17 protein-coding genes and 1 tRNA gene are annotated in these 18,477 nt (G+C 56.0%); 9 read left to right on the top strand and 9 right to left on the bottom strand.

The window, feature by feature from the left end:
* Positions 1 to 40 precede the first annotated feature (40 nt).
* Entirely contained in the window at positions 41 to 841 is an 801-nt protein-coding gene (nlpA, locus tag QMG44_RS17235; protein ID WP_020882712.1) for a lipoprotein NlpA, read from the top strand.
* 41 nt (positions 842 to 882) lie between these two features.
* Here the strand turns inward: nlpA and QMG44_RS17230 are convergent, their stop codons facing one another.
* A complete protein-coding gene (locus QMG44_RS17230; protein WP_086533069.1) occupies positions 883 to 1,911 on the bottom strand; it encodes an alpha/beta hydrolase in 1,029 nt (342 codons plus the stop codon).
* Between the two features lie 2 nt (positions 1,912 to 1,913).
* Positions 1,914 to 3,110, bottom strand: coding sequence for an MFS transporter (locus QMG44_RS17225; protein WP_032679307.1), 1,197 nt, complete (start codon positions 3,108 to 3,110; stop codon positions 1,914 to 1,916).
* 198 nt (positions 3,111 to 3,308) lie between these two features.
* Between QMG44_RS17225 and QMG44_RS17220 the strand changes: the two genes are divergently transcribed.
* From QMG44_RS17220 to QMG44_RS17210, 3 genes are all read left to right on the top strand, one after another.
* Positions 3,309 to 4,196 (top strand): LysR family transcriptional regulator, encoded by an 888-nt coding sequence (locus QMG44_RS17220; RefSeq protein ID WP_020882709.1) that lies wholly within the window; start codon positions 3,309 to 3,311, stop codon positions 4,194 to 4,196.
* 94 nt (positions 4,197 to 4,290) lie between these two features.
* A complete protein-coding gene (locus QMG44_RS17215; protein WP_086533070.1) occupies positions 4,291 to 5,070 on the top strand; it encodes an MBL fold metallo-hydrolase in 780 nt (259 codons plus the stop codon).
* A gap of 26 nt (positions 5,071 to 5,096) precedes the next feature.
* Complete coding sequence (locus tag QMG44_RS17210; protein ID WP_086533071.1) at positions 5,097 to 6,050, top strand: GlxA family transcriptional regulator; 954 nt, start codon at positions 5,097 to 5,099, stop codon at positions 6,048 to 6,050.
* A gap of 106 nt (positions 6,051 to 6,156) precedes the next feature.
* On the opposite strand, the gene QMG44_RS17205 is transcribed toward QMG44_RS17210, so the two are convergent.
* From QMG44_RS17205 to QMG44_RS17190, 4 genes are all read right to left on the bottom strand, one after another.
* On the bottom strand, positions 6,157 to 7,245 hold the full coding sequence (locus QMG44_RS17205) for an AAA family ATPase (RefSeq protein WP_086533072.1): 1,089 nt from the start codon (positions 7,243 to 7,245) through the stop codon (positions 6,157 to 6,159).
* A 148-nt stretch (positions 7,246 to 7,393) separates the two neighbouring features.
* Positions 7,394 to 8,353 (bottom strand): DUF523 and DUF1722 domain-containing protein, encoded by a 960-nt coding sequence (locus QMG44_RS17200; protein ID WP_086533073.1) that lies wholly within the window; start codon positions 8,351 to 8,353, stop codon positions 7,394 to 7,396.
* A 102-nt stretch (positions 8,354 to 8,455) separates the two neighbouring features.
* Positions 8,456 to 8,866 (bottom strand): hydroxyisourate hydrolase, encoded by a 411-nt coding sequence (gene uraH, locus QMG44_RS17195; RefSeq protein ID WP_014168029.1) that lies wholly within the window; start codon positions 8,864 to 8,866, stop codon positions 8,456 to 8,458.
* 99 nt (positions 8,867 to 8,965) lie between these two features.
* On the bottom strand, positions 8,966 to 9,691 hold the full coding sequence (locus QMG44_RS17190; RefSeq protein WP_014168030.1) for a MerR family transcriptional regulator: 726 nt from the start codon (positions 9,689 to 9,691) through the stop codon (positions 8,966 to 8,968).
* 117 nt (positions 9,692 to 9,808) lie between these two features.
* On the opposite strand from QMG44_RS17190, the gene QMG44_RS17185 reads away from it, so the two are divergent.
* On the top strand, positions 9,809 to 10,333 hold the full coding sequence (locus tag QMG44_RS17185) for a lipocalin family protein (protein WP_020882704.1): 525 nt from the start codon (positions 9,809 to 9,811) through the stop codon (positions 10,331 to 10,333).
* A 77-nt stretch (positions 10,334 to 10,410) separates the two neighbouring features.
* Positions 10,411 to 11,463 carry a class I SAM-dependent methyltransferase gene (locus QMG44_RS17180; RefSeq protein ID WP_086533074.1) on the top strand — a complete coding sequence of 351 codons (1,053 nt, stop codon included), beginning with the start codon at positions 10,411 to 10,413 and terminating at the stop codon, positions 11,461 to 11,463.
* Between the two features lie 76 nt (positions 11,464 to 11,539).
* Here the strand turns inward: QMG44_RS17180 and QMG44_RS17175 are convergent, their stop codons facing one another.
* The gene (locus tag QMG44_RS17175) at positions 11,540 to 11,695 is read right to left on the bottom strand and encodes a hypothetical protein (RefSeq protein ID WP_153852750.1); all 156 of its coding nucleotides are present in this window, start codon (positions 11,693 to 11,695) and stop codon (positions 11,540 to 11,542) included.
* A gap of 62 nt (positions 11,696 to 11,757) precedes the next feature.
* Here QMG44_RS17175 and QMG44_RS17170 point away from each other — a divergent pair, with 62 nt between their 5' ends.
* Entirely contained in the window at positions 11,758 to 12,195 is a 438-nt protein-coding gene (locus tag QMG44_RS17170; RefSeq protein WP_047355965.1) for a GNAT family N-acetyltransferase, read from the top strand.
* 321 nt (positions 12,196 to 12,516) lie between these two features.
* On the opposite strand, the gene QMG44_RS17165 is transcribed toward QMG44_RS17170, so the two are convergent.
* Positions 12,517 to 12,611: transfer RNA gene (locus tag QMG44_RS17165), tRNA-Sec, on the bottom strand.
* A gap of 287 nt (positions 12,612 to 12,898) precedes the next feature.
* On the opposite strand from QMG44_RS17165, the gene QMG44_RS17160 reads away from it, so the two are divergent.
* Together QMG44_RS17160 and yicI are read left to right on the top strand one after the other, a co-directional pair.
* Positions 12,899 to 14,290: a glycoside-pentoside-hexuronide family transporter gene (locus QMG44_RS17160; RefSeq protein WP_020882700.1), complete on the top strand. Its 1,392-nt coding sequence runs from the start codon at positions 12,899 to 12,901 to the stop codon at positions 14,288 to 14,290.
* A 12-nt stretch (positions 14,291 to 14,302) separates the two neighbouring features.
* On the top strand, positions 14,303 to 16,621 hold the full coding sequence (yicI, locus tag QMG44_RS17155; protein WP_086533075.1) for an alpha-xylosidase: 2,319 nt from the start codon (positions 14,303 to 14,305) through the stop codon (positions 16,619 to 16,621).
* 60 nt (positions 16,622 to 16,681) lie between these two features.
* Here the strand turns inward: yicI and QMG44_RS17150 are convergent, their stop codons facing one another.
* Positions 16,682 to 18,385, bottom strand: a complete 1,704-nt coding sequence (locus QMG44_RS17150) for an AsmA family protein (RefSeq protein ID WP_086533076.1) — start codon at positions 18,383 to 18,385, stop codon at positions 16,682 to 16,684.
* Positions 18,386 to 18,477: the final 92 nt, after the last annotated feature.

Raw genomic sequence — 18,477 nt, 5'->3', positions numbered from 1 at the left:
CGATATAGTCACTGAAACGTTTATCAAAAGGATATGTCTCGTGAAACTTCGATTGGGTGCTCTGGTTCTCGCGGGCCTGCTGCTGGCAGGTTGCGATCAAGGCGGCAGCGATGCCAAACACATCAAAGTCGGCGTGATTAACGGCGCTGAGCAGGATGTCGCGGAAGTCGCTAAAAAAGTGGCGAAAGAGAAATACGGTCTGGATGTGGAACTGGTGGGGTTCAGCGGCTCGCTGTTGCCCAATGATGCCACCAGTCAGGGCGATCTTGATGCCAATGTCTTCCAGCATCGCCCGTTCCTGGCAGAAGATAACAAGGCGCATCACTACAAGCTGGTTGCTGTGGCGAACACTTTTGTTTTCCCGATGGCCGGCTACTCCCGCAAGATAAAATCCGTGTCTGAGCTGAAGGACGGCGCGACCATCGCCATTCCAAACGATCCGACCAACCTTGGCCGCGCACTGCTGCTGTTGCAAAAAGAGAAGCTGATTACCCTGAAGCCTGACGTTGGCCTGCTGCCGACGGCGCTGGATATCACCGCCAATCCGAAGCATTTGAACATTATGGAGCTGGAAGGGGCGCAACTGCCGCGCGTGCTGGATGATCCGAAAGTGGATGTTGCCATTATCAGCACCACCTATCTCCAGCAAACCGGGCTGTCGCCGGTGCATGACAGCGTGTTTATTGAAGATAAAAACTCGCCGTATGTGAATATCGTGGTGACGCGGGAAGACAACAAAGACGCGGAAAACGTGAAGGAATTTATCCAGTCGTATCAGTCGCCGGAAGTGGCGAAGGCCGCAGAGACCCTCTTTAACGGTGGCGCGGTGCCGGGCTGGTAGTCAGGACAAAGGCGTATAACAGTGTTATACGCCTTACCGGGTTATTTCAGGTTGGCTTTAAAGAACGAGGCCAGTTTTGCAAACGGGATCAGATCCGTGCGGTCATACAGGTCAACGTGGCCTGCATTCGGCACGATATACAGCTCTTTCGGTTCACCGGCGCGTTTATAGGCGTCTTCGCTAAACTCTTTCGAATGCGCTTTATCACCCGTGATAAACAGCATCGGACGCGGTGAAATGGTTTCGATATCGTTGAACGGGTAGAAGTTCATAAACTTGCCGATGCTGCTCATCATCGGTTTCGTCGTCAGCGCCTCTTTCTCGCCCTGTGGCGTGTACCCGCCGCGTTTGGTGCGATAGAAATCGAAGAACTCACGCTGGATAGCCGGCGTAGAATCATCCAGCTTATTTACCGTCCCGGGAATGTAGGCTGTCTCTGCACCCTGATACTCTTTCAGACGCTGCTCAGCGGCAGAGGCAATCATCGCTTTACGCTGTTCAACCGTCACGGAATGGTTGAGGCCGTTGCGGAAGGCGGAGCCCATGTCATACATGCTGACGGTGGCGATCGCTTTCATGCGCGGGTCAATTTTCGCCGCGCTAATAACGAAGCTGCCGCTGCCGCAAATGCCCAGCACCCCGATGCGCTGCGGATCGACAAAGGCTTGGGTGCTCAGATAATCCACGGCCGCGCTGAAATCATCGGAATAGATTTCTGGTGAGATCAGATGCCCCGGTTTACCTTCGCTTTCCCCCCAGAATGAGAGATCAATCGCCAGGGTGACAAAGCCCTGTTCCGCGAGCTTTTGCGCATAGAGACTGGCGCTTTGCTCTTTCACCGCGCCCATCGGATGGCCGACCACGATCGCCGGCAGTCTGGCGTTTTTATCCGCCTCTTTTGGCCGATACAGATTGCCGACGACGTTCATCTGATACTGGTTTTTAAAGGTCACCTTCTGCTGCGTAACCTTATCGCTTTTATAGAAATTATCTGCGCCCCGGGACATATCGGCAGCGCTGGCGGCGAAGGCGCTGACTAACAGCCCGAGCGCCATGGTGAATCTTCTCATGATTAACTCCTGTGAAGTGTGTCGTTGTGTGAGGTGTAAAACGTGAACATGGCAGCGGCGATAAGCAGTACACCGCTGAGTGCAAAGGTGCTTTGCCAGCCGCTGTGGTCAAAGGCCAGGCCACCGAGCGTGGAGCCGAGCGCAATGGAGAGCTGCACCATTGCCACCATCAGTCCGCCACCCGCTTCGGCATTTTCAGGAAGCGTTCTGGCAACCCAGGTCCACCAGCCGACGGGGGCGGCCGTCGCGACCAGTCCCCAGAGGCCGAGCAGGGCGGTGACGGCGGCAAGGTGATGGCCGAAGGCCATCAGTGCCGCGGCAATCAGCGCCATCACCACGGGAATGGCGACCAGCGTGGTGTAAAACCCGCGGCGCAGAAACGTGCCGATCAGCAGGGTGCCGATAAAACCCGCCACGCCAATCACCAGCAGGATTAACGATAACTGCGTCGCGCTGGCGAAAGTCACGGTTTCCAGGAACGGACGCACGTAGGTAAACAGGGCGAACTGCCCCATGAAAAAGACGCCGCACGCGACCATTCCTTTTGCCACCAGAGGGTTTTTCAGCAGGCCGAAGGCGCTGGTGGACGACGCGGTGCGCTTTTCCACGGACATGGAAGGCAGGCTGAACCACTGCCAGATAAACGCGAGCAGGCTGACGGGCACCAGGCAGTAAAAGGCACCGCGCCAGCCGATTGTCGCCCCCAGCCAGCTGCCGAGCGGAGCCGCAACGACGGTCGCCAGGGCGTTGCCACCGTTAAAAATGGCCAGCGCACGTTGAACCTGATGCGGTGGCACAAGGCGAATTGCGGTCGCCGCGGAGAGCGACCAGAAGCCGCCAATGGCCACGCCAAGCAGTGCGCGTCCCAGCATATAAAGGGGATAGCTCTCAGCCACGGCGATAATCAGACCGGAGACGGCCATCAACGCCGTCAGGCCCAGCAGCAGCGATTTGCGGTTAATGCCTCCCGCAAGAGAAGAGAGAAACAGGCTGGTCAATACGGCCAGCGCGCCGGATATCGCGATCCCGAGGCCCGCCAGGCCTTCACTGACGGCGAGATCCCGCGAGACGGGCGTCAGCAGACTTACAGGCATAAATTCTGAGGCGACCAGCGTAAAAGCGCAGAGGGTCATTGCCAGCACGCCGCTCCAGCAGGCACGGGACTGGCGCGCTGATGTTTCGTTCACCATAGCGGACATCGTGTTTACCTTGTTATTCGTTCGGCCAGATTCGGACAAGCCGGGGCCGGGCGCTATTCACGGGAATAACGCATGCAGATGAAAGGTTGGAATGTGGTTGACGTCAGGTCACAGTGAAAATTTTACACGGCGGGTGTATTCTGACTAGCTAATCAATGCTTAATGAGCTTATAAGTTTGGCTTATAAATGAGGGTGCGATGAAGCGTAACCTGAACGATCTTTTTGCTTTTGTCACCGTGGCGCGTGAGGGCAGTTTTACCCGTGCCGCGGCACAGTTGGGCGTGACCCAGCCCGCGTTAAGCCAGGCCATAACCGGGCTGGAGAACCGGATGCAGATCCGCCTGCTGACCCGCACCACCCGCAGCGTTTCCCCCACCGCAGCCGGCGAACGCTTGCTTAACGCGATTGGCAACCGTTTCGATGAAATCGAAGCGGAGCTGGACATGTTGACGGAGCTTCGCGACAAGCCTGCCGGCACGGTGAGGATCACCTGTGGACCCGATGTGTTATCGCGCACCCTGTTGCCTAAGTTGACGCCGCTTTTGCGGCAATACCCCGATATTCACATTGAGTTCGACGCCAATCACGGTTTTCGCGATATCGTTGCCGACCGCTTCGATGCGGGCGTTCGTATGGGAGATACCATCGATAAGGACATGATCGCGTTGCCGATAGGCCCGCAGTTGCGTATGGCCGCGGTCGCCTCGCCGGACTACTTCGCCCGTCATCCTGTTCCGCAAACGCCGCATGAACTGACGCAGCACCAGTGCATTAACCAGAGGATGATAAAATCCGGCGGGATTTACGTCTGGGATTTTGATCAGGACGGTGGCGATCTGAACGTGCGCGTGAATGGCCAGCTGACCTTTAATACTTCCTGGCATATTGTCGAAGCTGCCCTGGCGGGATTCGGGATTGCTTTCCTGCCCGAAGACGAGTTTGGCGATCATATTGCTGAAGGCCGGTTAATTCGCGTGCTGGAACCCTGGTGTCTGCCCTTCCCGGGGTATTATCTCTACTACCCGAGCCGAAAGCAGCCGTCGCCGGCCTTTTCGCTGGTGGTGGATGCGTTGCGGATGCGATAACGTTGACCCGATTTCATCGATCATCGCCCTGTGGCCCACATTGTTACGCGCGGCATCGGGCTATTCTCCTCTTCACACTATAAGGAGAATACCCATGAACATCACTCAGATTCGTAATGCCACTCAGCTGATTACCTACGCCGGGAAACGCTTTTTAATCGACCCAATGCTGGCCCCGAAGGACGCTTATCCGGGCTTCCCCGGCACGGCGCATGCGGAGATCCGCAACCCGATGGTGGAGCTTCCCGTTGACGTCAACACGTTGCTGGAGGCGGATGCGGTGATCGTCACCCATACCCATGACGATCACTGGGATCGCGCCGCAGTCGAACTGATCGGCAAAGATAAACCTGTCTTTGTGCAGAACGACAGCGACGCCGCGCTGCTGCGCAGCCAGGGATTTACCCACCTGACGGTGATGACCGAGGAGACGGGGTTTGGCGATATCCGGATCGCGAAAACCCGCGGCGGCCAGCACGGTACCGATCGTGCTTACGCCGTACCGGAGCTGGCGGAACGGCTGGGTGAAGCCTGTGGCGTGGTTTTACGTCATCCTGATGAGAAGACGCTCTACATAGTCGGGGATACCATCTGGCGTGATGAAGTGGCAGCCGATCTGCAAAAGCATCAGCCGGATGTGGTGGTGCTTAACGCGGGCTATGCTCACGTCATCGGGTTTGGGCCGATTATCATGGGCCAGGAAGATGTGCTCAACGTCCACTTCCTGCTGCCGCAGGCGAAAATTGTGGCGACCCATATGGAGGCCATCAACCACTGTCTGTTGACCCGCCATGCGCTGCGTGAGTACGTTGACGCGAACCTGATTGGTGATGCGGTGAGCATTCCCGAGGATGGTGAAACCGTTATATTCTGAGCATCACCAGGGGAAAGGAGAGATACATGGCGCTGATCAACGTCGCGATTGTTGCGGTAGACGGGTTCAGCCCGTTCCACTACTCCGTTCCCTGCATTTTGTTTGGTGATACGGTATCCGGCGAAAAGCGCTTTAGTGTGTTGATCTGCGCCGAAAAACCCGGATTACTGACATCCACAGACGGGTTTGCGCTTAACGCGACTCACGATTTCTCCGCCATCGGCCAGGCAGATATCGTCGTGGTGCCTTACTGGCAGTATGTCCAGCAACGCCCGCCCCAGACGCTTCTCGACAGCCTGGTCCAGGCCAGAGACAACGGGGCGGAGATCGTCGGGCTTTGTCTGGGGTCGTTTGTGCTGGGTTATGCGGGCATTCTCGACGGTAAACGCGCGGCCACGCACTGGGAGTTTGAACATCAGTTTCAGACGCTTTTCCCGGATGTAAAGCTGGATATCAATGCGCTCTACGTCGATGACGGCAATATCATCACCTCTGCGGGTACCGCTGCCGCGCTTGACTGCTGCCTGTACATCATCCGCCAGCGCTTTGGCAGCGTGGTCGCTAACCAGATTGCCCGCCGTATGATCGTGCCGCCACACCGCGAGGGGGGGCAGGCACAGTTTATTGCCCAGCCGGTACCAAAAGATACCCGTGACGGACGAATTAACTCCCTGATTGACTATCTCCAGCAGCACATTGCCGAACCGCATAATCTGGACTCGCTGGCAGAGGTGGTATCGATGAGCCGCCGCACGCTTACCCGCCATTTTGTAAAAGCCACCGGGATGAGCGTGGCCGACTGGCTGACCACCGAGCGCCTGCGGCGCAGCCAGATATTGTTAGAAGCCGGAAATATGCCCATTGAAAACGTGGCAGAGCTGGTAGGGTTTAACTCTGCGGTGACCTGGCGCCAGCAATTTAAGACGCGTTTTGGCGTGAGTCCGGCAGAGTGGCGTAAGACTTTTCGGCTTCGTCATTAATTTATTACTGCTAACTCAAGAGTTAAGAGGCAAATAAAGGCCTTTATATTTTATCTTAACGGAAGGTATCACGCAGGCGGTGGCAGCGCATGCTTTCGCACCGGGCTTACCCCAGCCTCTCCACCCGCGTCTCTCCCTCCGCCATCGACAGCTCATACAATGAAAACGACCGCTGCTTCTCAATCAACTTCGCCAGCTCCGGCGAGTGGCTGGTGAGCCAGATCTGCGAGTAGCGGCTGGCCTCGGCGATTAAGCTCGCCAGCGCGGGCAGCATCTGCGGGTGCAGGCTGTTTTCCGGTTCGTTCAACGCGATAAAGGCCGGTGGGCGTGGGCTTAACAGCGCTACCGCCAGGCACAGGAAGCGCAGCGTCCCGTCGGAAAACTCTGCGGGTTCCAGCGGCCTGTTCAGCCCCTCGCGCTGCATCATCATGCGAAAGCGGCCGCCGGTGTTGTCGCTGTAAAACTCGCAGCCGGGGAAGGCCTGGTCGAGAATGCGCATCAGCAACATTTCATCACCAATCTCGACAATGGTCTGAAATGCGGCCGCCAGGTTGGCGCCGTCGCTGGCCAGTACCGGGGAGCGGAAACCGACCTGCGGGGCACGCATCGCCGAGCCGGACGAGACGGAAAATTCATGATAAAAGCGCCAGTTACGCAGGGACTCACGCATCTGCGACACTTCCGGGTAGAGATGCGGTTCACCGAGCTGCCCGAACACCGATTCGTTTTCATACAGCGTGCCGCTGTGAGTCACTTTTTCGTGGTGCACGTTGTTGAGAAATACCGCCTGATTCCTGCGCTTCATCAGCTGTGATGAAGGGCGACGGCGCTGACCGGTAAGCCAGATGGACTCTTCTTTAATGACCGGATCGAGCTGAAACTGGGAGGGATAGGGCAGTTGCTCGACAAAGCCCACCTGCAGCTCGTACTCGTAAGTGTCCGTTTCCACCGCAAGATTCATCCGTCGGAGCTGGTCGCTACGGGTCTTACCTGCCCAGAACACCTTCAGAATACCGCCTTCATTTGCCAGCGCCTGGGAGAACTGCCCCTGCGCCGCGCTGTGCATCAGGTGTATCGCCTTGTAGATATTCGATTTCCCGGTACCGTTGGGGCCGAAGACGATATTGAGCGCTTCCAGCTCCAGCGACATGTCGCGAATCGAGCGGTAGTTTTGGATGTGCAGGCTTTTGATCACAGGCAGGCTCCTTTTTTGCACTGTAGGCCTGTATATAATTACAGTCTTTAAGGTTAAATGCAAAAAAAGAGACGACAGTGAGGGTGTCGTCTAAACGGGGTACTGCTTTGGGCCTCTGAGGGTCAATGGGGCCTTCGCATTTTTATGATCACTTGACTGCCAGACGCAGGCCCAAATCATCAGGATAGGGATCAAAGTAGTTTTGCGTCATCAGATACCGGTCAGGGTATTCGGCCAGGTAGTGCTTCAGCAGCGTGATCGGCGCGAGGATGGGCAACTGCCCGTTACGGTAGTGCAGGATCACGTCGCGAAGTTCGCCGCGCTGGCGGCTGTTTAGCTGGTTACGGAAATACCCCTGAATATGCATCAGCACGTTGGTGTGGTTCTTCCGCGAGGCGGGTTTTTTCAGGATGGTCATCAGCTTTTCGCGGTACGCCACAAAGAAGGCGTCCAAATCTTCCCACTCGTGCAGCGTGGCAACGAACGGGCCGATTTCACGATATCCCGCCTGATGGTGCGCCAGCAGCTGAAGTTTGTAGCGGCTGTGGAAATCTAATAGCGCACGGCGCGTCAGACCCTGGGCGCGCAGTGTGTTCAGTTCATGAAGCGCGAAAACACGCTCAACAAAGTTTTCCCGCAGCACCGGATCGTGCAGGCGGCCATCTTCTTCCACGGGTAACCACGGCAGGGTTTCAAGGAGGGTGGCAGTGAACAGCCCGACACCCTCCTTGCGGCCCCGGTTGCCGTTTTCATCATACAGCCGCACGCGTTCCATGCCGCAGCTGGGGGATTTCGCACAGACGATAAAGCCCGCCAGATCGCCGATTTTAGGCAGATAATCTGCCGTAAAGTCAGCCATCTTTTGCGTAACGTCTTCGTGCGGGGCGTGGCTAAAACGCATCTGGGTATCACCGCTGTCCGTCACGATAAGACGCAGTGCAGGGCGTGGCGTCGGCAAGCCGATGGCCATCTCAGGGCAGACGGGCCTGAAATTCACCCACTGGGCCAGTTCGTCCATGACAAAGCCCATACGCTTATGTCCGCCGTCGAAGCGAACGGCGGAACCGGTCAAACATCCGCTAATACCGATTACAGGTTTCATTGTCATGGTGTGTGTCTCCAGTTCGTATATCTAAAACTTACACAACATGAGTAATTTGTCCAAGTACTGGCGGAGTTATTTTTTATTATCCTTTAAAATCAATGTGTCTTAGCTGCCCTTGTAGGTCGAGTAGCCGTACTGGCTCAGCAGAAGCGGGATGTGAAGTTTCTCGTTGGTTCGGGTCACGGTAAATAGCACTGGGATCTCCGGGAAGAAGGTGTCCAGCTTTTTGCCGTGGAAGTAATCAGCGGTTTTAAAGGTCACTTTATACACGCCTGGCTGCATGTCCTGATCCTGCGGATAGAGTGATTTGATACGTCCGTCGTGGTCGGTTTTGCCGCTGGCAATCTGGGTCCATGTGTTCTGCTGCTGCTTCTCCAGCGTGACGGTAACGTCAGATGGCGGCATCCCGGTTTGCTGGTCGAGAATATGTACGCTCAGGGTGCCGGCAGGGGCGCTAAACGCGGCAGGGGTAAAGGCCATGGCGGCCAGCATCAGCAGAGGGGTTGTTTTTTTCATTGTGTTTTCCTGTGGGGTTGTCAGTCACAGGAAAACGTTAGCATTTGCGGGACGGAAAAATATTCAACTTTTCGTGAAGTTTACCGCAGGAGAAAATAATCAGAGGATAATCACTTCAAGGGATACCTGCTGCTGCCACTGTGCCACCTGCTTTTTCCGTGCGGCGGTCAGTTTACCGCTGGTCACCAGAAGCCATTTGCGCTCGGGGAAAATCTCAGGCGCCAGTGACGTGGAGGGTGTAGGCAAAATATCGATACGGTGACCTTGTCCGGTACGCGTCAGGGCCTCGAGCCAGATTTCACACGGGTCATTCAGGTACCAGCCACTAAGCAGGATGTTATCACCCGGCGCTTTTTTGTCGCCCTCAAGGCAGAACGAGGCATAGGCGATGATAATGCCGTCGAGGATCTCGCGCAGGGTCATGGCGGCAGGGATGTTGGCTGACATCTGGCTGCGCAACGGACGCAGCACATTTGCAACCAGCTCTGGCCTGGGGTATTCGCGGCCGGCGTCGTAAATCATCTGGCGCAGGGACTCAATTTTCCCGTCCTGCAGGCGTTGCAGCATGGTCTCAAGCAACGTTTGCCAGTTGTTGGTCCGGCGCGGGACGGGGCGTTCCAGTAGCGGTTTGACCTGGCCAATGGGTACGCCTTTTTTCACCCAGTCGAGGATTTTCAGTGCCTGCTGGACGTCCTCATCACTGTACTGGCGATGGCCGCCCTCCGTGCGCTGTGGCTTGAGTAAACCATAGCGACGCTGCCATGCCCGCAGCGTCGTGGCGGTGATCCCGCTGAGTCTGGCGAATTCGCCGATGGAGTAAGCCATGTCCGTGTCCAGAGTGGAGGAATACTCTCAATATACTACGAATTTTCCCTCACGGGATGAAGCGCCGTAACGGTGCACTACACTTTACTTCCAACCGTGCAAATGAAAGGAATTCTCATGAAACTATGGCCTGTTGTGACGGGTGTCGCCATTGCCCTGACTCTGGTGGCCTGCAAATCCCCTACGCCACCGAAAGGCGTAAAGCCCATTTCAAATTTTGAAGCCAGCCGCTATCTCGGCAAGTGGTATGAAGTCGCCCGCCTGGAAAACCGCTTCGAACGGGGTCTGGAGCAGGTGACCGCCACCTATGGCGAGCGCAGCGACGGTGGCATCAGCGTGCTTAACCGGGGTTTCGACCCGGTTAAAAACAAGTGGAATGAGAGTGAAGGCAAAGCGTACTTTACCGGCGAACCGACGACGGCAGCGCTGAAGGTGTCGTTCTTCGGCCCCTTCTACGGCGGCTATAACGTGATCAAGCTGGACGATAAGTACCAGTATGCGCTGGTGAGCGGGCCGAACCGCGACTATCTGTGGATCCTGTCTCGTACGCCGACGATTCCGGATGCCGTGAAACAGGACTACCTGAATACCGCACGCAGTCTGGGCTTCAAGGTTGATCAGCTGGTGTGGGTTAAGCAGTGAAGATCGTGCTTTCTTCGTAGGGTTTTACTGGCTCGCCTGGATAGACTTCCGTTAGAAGCTCAACGGGAGACGACGACATGAACTGGCAGCCTTTTCGCGGCGACGCACCGGAAAATATGACCATTTTCAGTGCGTCATTTCCGGATATTAGCGACCAGTGGCCGATGAAGGACGACACTGCCCGTGAGATCAATTCGATTAACCGGGCGTTGAAAGCCGACCCGGCGCTTCGTCCTCCGTTGATTGAATACGAAGAGGGGGGACAGGCCGTGCTTGTCCCACAGAACCGTTATTCCGGGCAAGCCTACCGCAATCGTCCGGCGCTCACCGCGTGGCGTACCCGGCTGGTTCCCTCTGCGCTGGCGCTTTTTGTGGTGCAAAACCCGCTGGAGGAGCGCCTGCCAGACGGAACCCGAATGGACAGCGACAGCCGCCAGTGGTTTATCCATGCGAACGATGCCATTGGTGTGCGCTCCCGTGCAAAAGTACTGGCTGCGATGGTGGATAAATACATCCGCAACGGGAACGATAACAATTGGGTGAGCCTGGCGAGCGGGGCTGCAATTCCCGTGCTGGAGGCGCTGCGCGAGGCGAAGCTCGACGGCCAGCAGGTGTATCTGACGCTGGTGGATAAAGACCCTGTGGCGCTCAGTTGGGCCGAAACCATGGCGGCGCAGGAAGGCATTATCGTGGGTGAACAGCTGACCCTGCTCAGGCGCAACTTGCTCCATACGCTGGTGCGTAACGAAGATTTACTGCATGAGCTGGGCGAGCATCAGGCCGAACTGGTGGATGCGCTGGGGATTTTCGACTATTTCAACGATGCCGATGCGGTGATTTTTCTCCAGCGTGCGCTGCGGCTGATAAAGCCCGGCGGGGCGGTGATTGTCTCGAATATGCTGGCCAGTAGCCCACAAATCGATTTTATTTTGCGCTGTATCGGCTGGGAGGATATTTACCCGCGGACGCTCCGGCAGCTGCAGGATATTCATATCGCGGCAGGCGTGCCGGTGGAAAACGTCACTGTGGTCGTCCCGAAAGACGGGGTGTATGCGGTGATGGAGATTAAGGTGGGGGATGACAAACCGCACGGTCAGTTCCCTCTCCCGGAGGGGGAGGGGGAGGGCTAGGGTGAGGGGGGACAGGGCGCTAGAATATTTACCCTTCCTCAGTTGTTCGGTTTACCCGAACAACTACCATGAAGGATTAGCTGGTTTCTTTATTCTCAATGTCTGTTGGGGATTCTTGCTTTTCATGCTCTATCTGCTGACCAGTCTCCTGAACCAACTTCCGGGCCATTTCCTTGATACGCTCTCGACTTTCACAGGTTCGAGAGTTTATTACTTCATTTAAGGTCTTCATTTTATTGCCTCCATGCTTCTGGATACTTGATTTAATCGCTGCGCTCTATAATGATCCCCCTCATGAAAATAGATACTGCACACCCCTCACACTTCGAACGCCTGGTCGCGATCTGGGAGTCTTCCGTTCGTGCCACCCACCACTTTTTACAGGAAAGCGATATTGCGGCCCTGCGCCCGTTATTGCTCAATGCCTATCTGCCCAATCTCAAGGTTATGATTGCCCGCGATGAAGCGGGTGTTATTCATGGCTTTTTAGGCGTCGATGAAAACCGCATTGAAATGCTGTTTGTGGATGATGCGAGCCGGGGAAAAGGTGTGGGGAAATTACTGCTGAACTATGCCATTGCGCATTTTGGTGCGAATGAAGTGGATGTAAACGAGCAAAACCCGCAGGGCGTTGCGTTTTATCAGCATATGGGGTTTGTGCAGGTGGGGCGCTCAGAACGGGACGGACAGGGGAATGCGTTTCCGTTGCTGCATATGCGGTTGGGTGAGTGAATGCTAACTTAACGCAGATATCCTACTCGTTAGATATGAAATGCAACGCGTTTTGTCGTTCAGGAATTATACCTCACGATTAAAGTTTGGCTATTATGATATTCGTAATATAACCGAACAAATAAACATCAACGTAATTAATTATTTGAAACACATGGGTAAAGTTTAATGCCTGAATATTTGTGGGTGAAAAAACGAAAAAGGATGACTTAAAAATTACTGAAAAGCAGAAGAGTCACATAAAAATTTTAGTGAATAGATTTAATTATTATTTGAGTTTAATGGTGGAACAAATATGAGAAAAATCTCTTCAAAGAATTTTGGCGGAAGATCACAGGAGTCGAACCTGCCCGGGAACGCTGGCGTCCCCAACTGGATTTGAAGTCCAGCCACCTCACCGGAGATGACGATCTTCCGCGCCTGCATTGCTACATGGAGGCGGGGCGCATTATAGCTACTTTCAGGCATTTACCACATACCCCGGCACACTTTTTTCACCTCTCTTTTGACCTTAACACCCCTGTTTCAGTTAATTCCTAAGAAAATCCTCAGGTTAGCATTTCGTGCTCGTCAATATTTACCGCGATCACAAAAAACAAGAAACGTAACCAGCTAACCAGAAAACGCAATACCCGCTCCTGAAACAATGGTTTAAAAATCTGTAACCGGTCTCAGCGCCCCCTACAGCGTGAAGGATAAAAAAATGAGCGACGTATTGTCAGTAAAAGAGAAGATTGGTTACGGCATGGGTGACGCCGCCAGCCACATCATTTTCGATAACGTTATGTTGTACATGATGTTTTTCTATACCGATATCTTCGGCATTCCTGCCGGGTTTGTCGGCACGATGTTCCTGCTGGCACGTGCGCTGGATGCGATTTCGGACCCGTGCATGGGCCTGATCGCTGACCGCACCCGCAGCCGCTGGGGTAAATTCCGGCCGTGGATACTGTTCGGAGCTATCCCGTTCGGCATTGTCTGCGTGCTGGCCTACACCACACCGGACCTCAGCCTCAACGGCAAAATGATCTATGCCGCCATTACCTACACGCTGCTGACGCTGCTCTATACCGTGGTTAACATCCCTTATTGTGCACTGGGCGGGGTGATCACCAACGACCCGACGCAGCGTATCTCCCTGCAGTCCTGGCGCTTTGTGCTGGCGACCGCGGGCGGCATGCTCTCGACGGTACTGATGATGCCGCTGGTTAACCTGATTGGTGGCGATGACAAAGCGTTCGGTTTCCAGGGCGGGATCGCCGTGCTGTCGGTGGTCGCGTTCCTGATGCTGGCGTTCTGCTTCTTCACCACCAAAGAGCGCATCCAGGTGCCGCCGAGCACCACCTCCATGCGCGAAGACCTGCGAGATATCTGGCATAACGACCAGTGGCGTATTGTTGGTGTGCTGACCATTCTCAATATCCTCGCCGTCTGCGTGCGTGGTGGCGCGATGATGTACTACTGCACCTGGATCATGGGCTCGCCGGAAATCTTTGTCGCGTTCCTCACCACCTACTGTGTCGGCAACCTGATTGGCTCTGCGCTGGCGAAACCGCTCACCGACTGGAAATGCAAGGTCAGCATCTTCTGGTGGACCAACGCCGCCCTGGCGGTGGTCAGCGTGGCGATGTTCTTCGTTCCCATGCATGCCACGGTGGTGATGTTCACCTTCATCTTTGTGATTGGGGTGCTGCATCAGCTGGTGACGCCGATCCAGTGGGTCATGATGTCCGATACCGTCGACTACGGCGAATGGACCAACGGCAAACGTCTTACCGGCATCAGCTTCGCGGGCACGCTGTTTGTGTTGAAACTCGGCCTGGCGCTGGGTGGGGCGATGATCGGCTGGATGCTGGCAGGGGGGGGTTATGACGCCGCAGCTAAAACCCAGAACAGCGCGACCATCAGCATCATTATCGGCCTGTTCACCCTGGCCCCGGCGGTCTGCTACGTGCTGAGCGCCATCATCGCCAAACGCTACTACACCCTGAAAACGCCTTTCCTGACCAAAATCATGAGCGAGCTGGCACACGGCGCGCGCCGCAATCAGCAGGAGTTTGACAACCTGCCGGTGAGTAAAGAATTACAGAACTAAGAGGACGAGAGTATGAAAATCAGTGATGGAAACTGGCTCATTCAACCGGGCCTGAACGTCACCTGCCCGGTTCAGGTGTTCGATGTAGAGCAGCAGGGCAATGACCTTGTGGTGTACGTGGCGCCGCGTGATGTACGAGAACGTACCTGGCAGCTTGATACCCTGATGTTCACTGTCCGTCTTTTCTCCCCGCAGGAAGGGATTGTCGGCGTGCGTATCGAGCACTTCCAGGGCGCGCTGAACAACGGTCCGCACTATCCTCTGAATGTCATCAAAGAGATGAACGTTGAGATTGAAAACAATGCCGAATTTGCTGAGCTGAAAAGCGGTCACCTCAGCGTGCGCGTCACCAAAGGAGAGTGCTGGGCGCTGGATTTTCTGCGCAACGGACAGCGTATTACCGGCAGTCAGCTGAAAAACAACGGTTACGTGCAGGATACCCGTACCGATCGTCATTATGTTTTTGAGCGTCTGGATCTGGGCGTAGGTGAAACGGTCTACGGCCTCGGCGAGCGCTTTACCGCGCTGGTGCGTAACGGCCAGACGGTCGAGACCTGGAACCGCGACGGCGGCACCAGTACCGAGCAGTCATACAAAAATATCCCGTTCTATCTGACCAACCGCGGCTACGGGGTACTGGTGAACCACCCGGAAAACGTGTCGTTTGAAATTGGCTCCGAGAAGGTCTCCAAAGTGCAGTTCAGCGTAGAAGGTGAATATCTCGAGTACTTTGTGATCGACGGCCCGACGCCAAAAGAGGTCCTGAACCGTTATACGCGCTTCACCGGGCGCCCGGCACTGCCCCCGGCATGGTCCTTCGGCCTGTGGCTCACGACTTCGTTTACCACTAACTACGATGAAGCCACGGTGAACAGCTTTATTGATGGCATGGCGGAGCGCGACCTGCCGCTGCATGTCTTCCACTTCGACTGCTTCTGGATGAAGGCCTTCCAGTGGTGTGATTTTGAGTGGGACCCGGTGACCTTCCCGGATCCGGAAGGGATGATCCGCCGCCTGAAGGAGAAAGGGCTGAAGGTTTGCGTGTGGATTAACCCGTACATCGGCCAGAAGTCGCCGGTATTTCGCGAACTGAAAGAGAAGGGCTACCTGCTCAAGCGCCCGGACGGTTCCCTGTGGCAGTGGGACAAATGGCAGCCGGGCCTGGCGATTTATGACTTCACTAACCCGGACGCGTGCCGGTGGTATGCCGACAAGCTGAAGGGCCTGGTGGATATTGGCGTCGACTGCTTTAAGACCGACTTTGGCGAGCGCATCCCGACGGACGTCCAGTGGTTTGACGGTTCCGATCCGCAGAAGATGCACAACCACTACGCATACCTTTATAACGAACTGGTGTGGAACGTACTGAAAGAAACGGTGGGCGCGGATGAGGCGGTGCTGTTTGCCCGCTCGGCGTCGGTAGGTGCGCAACAGTTCCCGGTGCACTGGGGTGGCGACTGTTACGCCAACTACGAGTCGATGGCGGAAAGCCTGCGCGGCGGGCTGTCGATTGGTCTGTCCGGCTTTGGCTTCTGGAGCCATGACATCGGTGGGTTTGAGAACACCGCGCCGGCACACGTCTACAAACGCTGGTGCGCGTTTGGGCTGTTATCCAGCCACAGCCGCCTGCATGGCAGCAAATCTTACCGCGTACCGTGGGCGTACGATGATGAGTCCTGTGATGTGGTGCGTCACTTCACTCAGCTGAAATGTCAGATGATGCCGTATCTCTATCGCCAGGCTGCCCTGGCTCGCGAGTATGGCACACCGATGCTGCGGGCGATGATGCTGGAGTTCCCGGACGATCCGGCATGCGATTACCTCGACCGTCAGTACATGCTGGGGGAGTCGGTGATGGTAGCCCCGGTGTTTTCTGAGGCCGGTGACGTGCAGTTTTATCTGCCGGAAGGGCGCTGGACCCATCTCTGGCATAACGATGAAATCAAGGGCAGCCGCTGGCATAAACAGCAGCATGATTTCCGCAGCCTGCCGGTCTATGTGCGCGATAACACCCTGCTGGCGTTGGGCAACAATCAACAGAAACCGGACTACGCCTGGAACGAGGGAACAGCTTTCCAGCTGTTTAACCTGGGCGATGGCGCGATGGCGGTGAGCGAAGTGCCTGCGGCGGACGGTTCTGTGGCATTTACGCTGAAAGCCACACGCAGTGGCGACACCGTGACCATTACCGGCACAGGTGACGCGCGAACCTGGTCGGTCTGCTTGCGCAACGTGCAGAAACTGAGTGGTGTAAAAGGCGGCTCAGAGGCCGGGAGCGAGTGGGGCGTGGTGGTGAAAGCGGAGGGTAATGAGGTGGTGGTACACCTTTAATTTTCCTCACCCTAACCCTCTCCCCAACGGGGGGAGGGAAGGGTTTGCTTCTTCTTCCTTTCAGGGAGAGGGCTGGGGCGAGGATAGTGTCGACACCTCTCCCCCCGTCATCGTCTGTTGCACCTGCTGTTTATCCATATTTACCGCGTTCAGTTTCCCGTTAACCGTCGGTTTCAGCGGTGCGTTGGCCTGCACGCTGCCGCTGGCGGTTAGCTGGATATTGCCATCACCGCCAATGGGTAGCGCCGGCCAGCCCCACGCCTGCAGCACGTTGAGCGGCACGCCGCGTCCGTTCAGGCTGATTGTGGTCTGCCGTGGCGGAAGCTGTGAAACCGTCGCCGTGGCTTCCAGAATGCCTTTTTCGGTGAAAGCACTCAGGTCGGTAATGTTTACCGTTGAGGCGTTAGCGTTCAGCGCCAGCGACGGACGACGCACGTCCACGCGGTTAAAGGTCGCCGCCGCGCCGTTCAGCGTTGCACTGCCACCCCATACGCCCCACTGGCGATCTTTCGCCAGCTGCAGGTTCGCACCATAGCCATCAAGAGAGGTGATTTGCCACGGGAAGGCCGGGTCGATATCGATAACCAGGTTGCGGCTCAGGCCGAATTTTTTCAGCGTCAGGCTGTTAAGCCATTCCGGTAACGGCTCCATCCACAGCTTTTTCCAGTTCTGTGGCAGGGTGTATTCCAGCCCGGCGATGGCAACATCATCCAGCACCAGCGCGTTACCCTCGCGCAGCCAGTTGCCGGAAGCACGTACCATGCCGCCCTCCCAGCGGGAGGTAAACTGGCGCAGCGCCACGCCTTGCGGGGAGAACTCCGCATTCATGATCGGGTCGAACAGATGCAGAGAGCCATAAATAAACTCGCTGGCGTTCATGGACAAACGCCCCTCCTGGCTTTGCCAGTCGCCTTTGCTGAGTGTCAGGTTGCGCAGGCTTAAATCGAGATCGGTCACCGCCCAGTCCGGCCCCTGCAGGCGTGCGTCAGTCACTTCCAGACGGCCAATCTGCAGCGAGGGAATGGTGGTCAGAGGCGCGAAGAAATCCACCAGTGACTTATCGCTTTGCAGGCGGATCTCATTCAGACGCATGGTGTCGATAATCCAGCTGCCGTCAGCGTTGCGCAGGGCGGACCCGGTGAGCGAACCGCGCGCCATATCGGCACCAATGGTGTTCAGCACCACCTCTTTGCCGTTGAGTTGTCCCTGGATCAGCACGTTGGTGGCCGGCACGCCATTCAGGGTAAGCGAGCCTGCGCTCACCTGGATCTGTGCGTTTTTACCCAGCACATTGCCTGCTTCTGGCTGCCACGGGCTGACGCCGCCCGTCACTTTCTGTGCGCTAAGATCCCATTCCGTATTGGGGCTGTTAAAGGCCATGTTGTTCAACTGCAAACGGTCCGCCTGGAACGGGAGCGGTGCCGTCTGAGGAGAAAGATTAAGCGTGCCATCGAACAGGGTAATGGTGTCCATGTGCAGCGGATCGGTGACCTGTCGGCTACTCAGACCAATATCGACTTTCTTGGCCACCAGCGTGGCGGGTTTACCGTCGCGGCCAAACGTGACGTTTTCCAGAATGATGTGGGAAGGTGACGAAAAGCGGTGATCCATCAGGTCGAAATTGAGTTCGTAATCGGTATTCACCGTTATCCAGTTGCTGGCCTGAGATGCTCCCCAGCGGGTCTGGAGCAGAATATAGAGCGCCAGCACCACAATGAGCAGGGCCACCAGAAGATAGACGAGTACCTTTCCAATAAATTTCATGGTCTTCCATCCCGCGAAACGCACATAAGGGAGTTATGCACGATTTATGCGCAATGCTCAAGGCGGGAATGGTGTAAAGAGATGTCACGGCA

The organism is Enterobacter sp. 200527-13, from assembly GCF_027924865.1.
Taxonomy (GTDB): domain Bacteria; phylum Pseudomonadota; class Gammaproteobacteria; order Enterobacterales; family Enterobacteriaceae; genus Enterobacter; species Enterobacter ludwigii.
The sequence above is the reverse complement of the archived record's forward strand: the minus strand, read 5'-3'. Positions and strand labels throughout refer to the sequence as shown.

Bases quoted from the DNA above. Each gene is read 5' to 3' on its own strand.
- QMG44_RS17230 (WP_086533069.1), bottom strand. From the start codon at position 1,911: ATGAGAAGATTCACCATGGCGCTCGGGCTGTTAGTCAGCGCCTTCGCC.
- QMG44_RS17225 (WP_032679307.1), bottom strand. From the start codon at position 3,110: ATGTCCGCTATGGTGAACGAAACATCAGCGCGCCAGTCCCGTGCCTGC.
- QMG44_RS17220 (WP_020882709.1), top strand. From the start codon at position 3,309: ATGAAGCGTAACCTGAACGATCTTTTTGCTTTTGTCACCGTGGCGCGT.
- QMG44_RS17215 (WP_086533070.1), top strand. From the start codon at position 4,291: ATGAACATCACTCAGATTCGTAATGCCACTCAGCTGATTACCTACGCC.
- QMG44_RS17210 (WP_086533071.1), top strand. From the start codon at position 5,097: ATGGCGCTGATCAACGTCGCGATTGTTGCGGTAGACGGGTTCAGCCCG.
- QMG44_RS17200 (WP_086533073.1), bottom strand. From the start codon at position 8,353: ATGACAATGAAACCTGTAATCGGTATTAGCGGATGTTTGACCGGTTCC.
- uraH (WP_014168029.1), bottom strand. From the start codon at position 8,866: ATGAAAAAAACAACCCCTCTGCTGATGCTGGCCGCCATGGCCTTTACC.
- QMG44_RS17190 (WP_014168030.1), bottom strand. From the start codon at position 9,691: ATGGCTTACTCCATCGGCGAATTCGCCAGACTCAGCGGGATCACCGCC.
- QMG44_RS17185 (WP_020882704.1), top strand. From the start codon at position 9,809: ATGAAACTATGGCCTGTTGTGACGGGTGTCGCCATTGCCCTGACTCTG.
- QMG44_RS17180 (WP_086533074.1), top strand. From the start codon at position 10,411: ATGAACTGGCAGCCTTTTCGCGGCGACGCACCGGAAAATATGACCATT.
- QMG44_RS17175 (WP_153852750.1), bottom strand. From the start codon at position 11,695: ATGAAGACCTTAAATGAAGTAATAAACTCTCGAACCTGTGAAAGTCGA.
- QMG44_RS17170 (WP_047355965.1), top strand. From the start codon at position 11,758: ATGAAAATAGATACTGCACACCCCTCACACTTCGAACGCCTGGTCGCG.
- QMG44_RS17160 (WP_020882700.1), top strand. From the start codon at position 12,899: ATGAGCGACGTATTGTCAGTAAAAGAGAAGATTGGTTACGGCATGGGT.
- yicI (WP_086533075.1), top strand. From the start codon at position 14,303: ATGAAAATCAGTGATGGAAACTGGCTCATTCAACCGGGCCTGAACGTC.
- QMG44_RS17150 (WP_086533076.1), bottom strand. From the start codon at position 18,385: ATGAAATTTATTGGAAAGGTACTCGTCTATCTTCTGGTGGCCCTGCTC.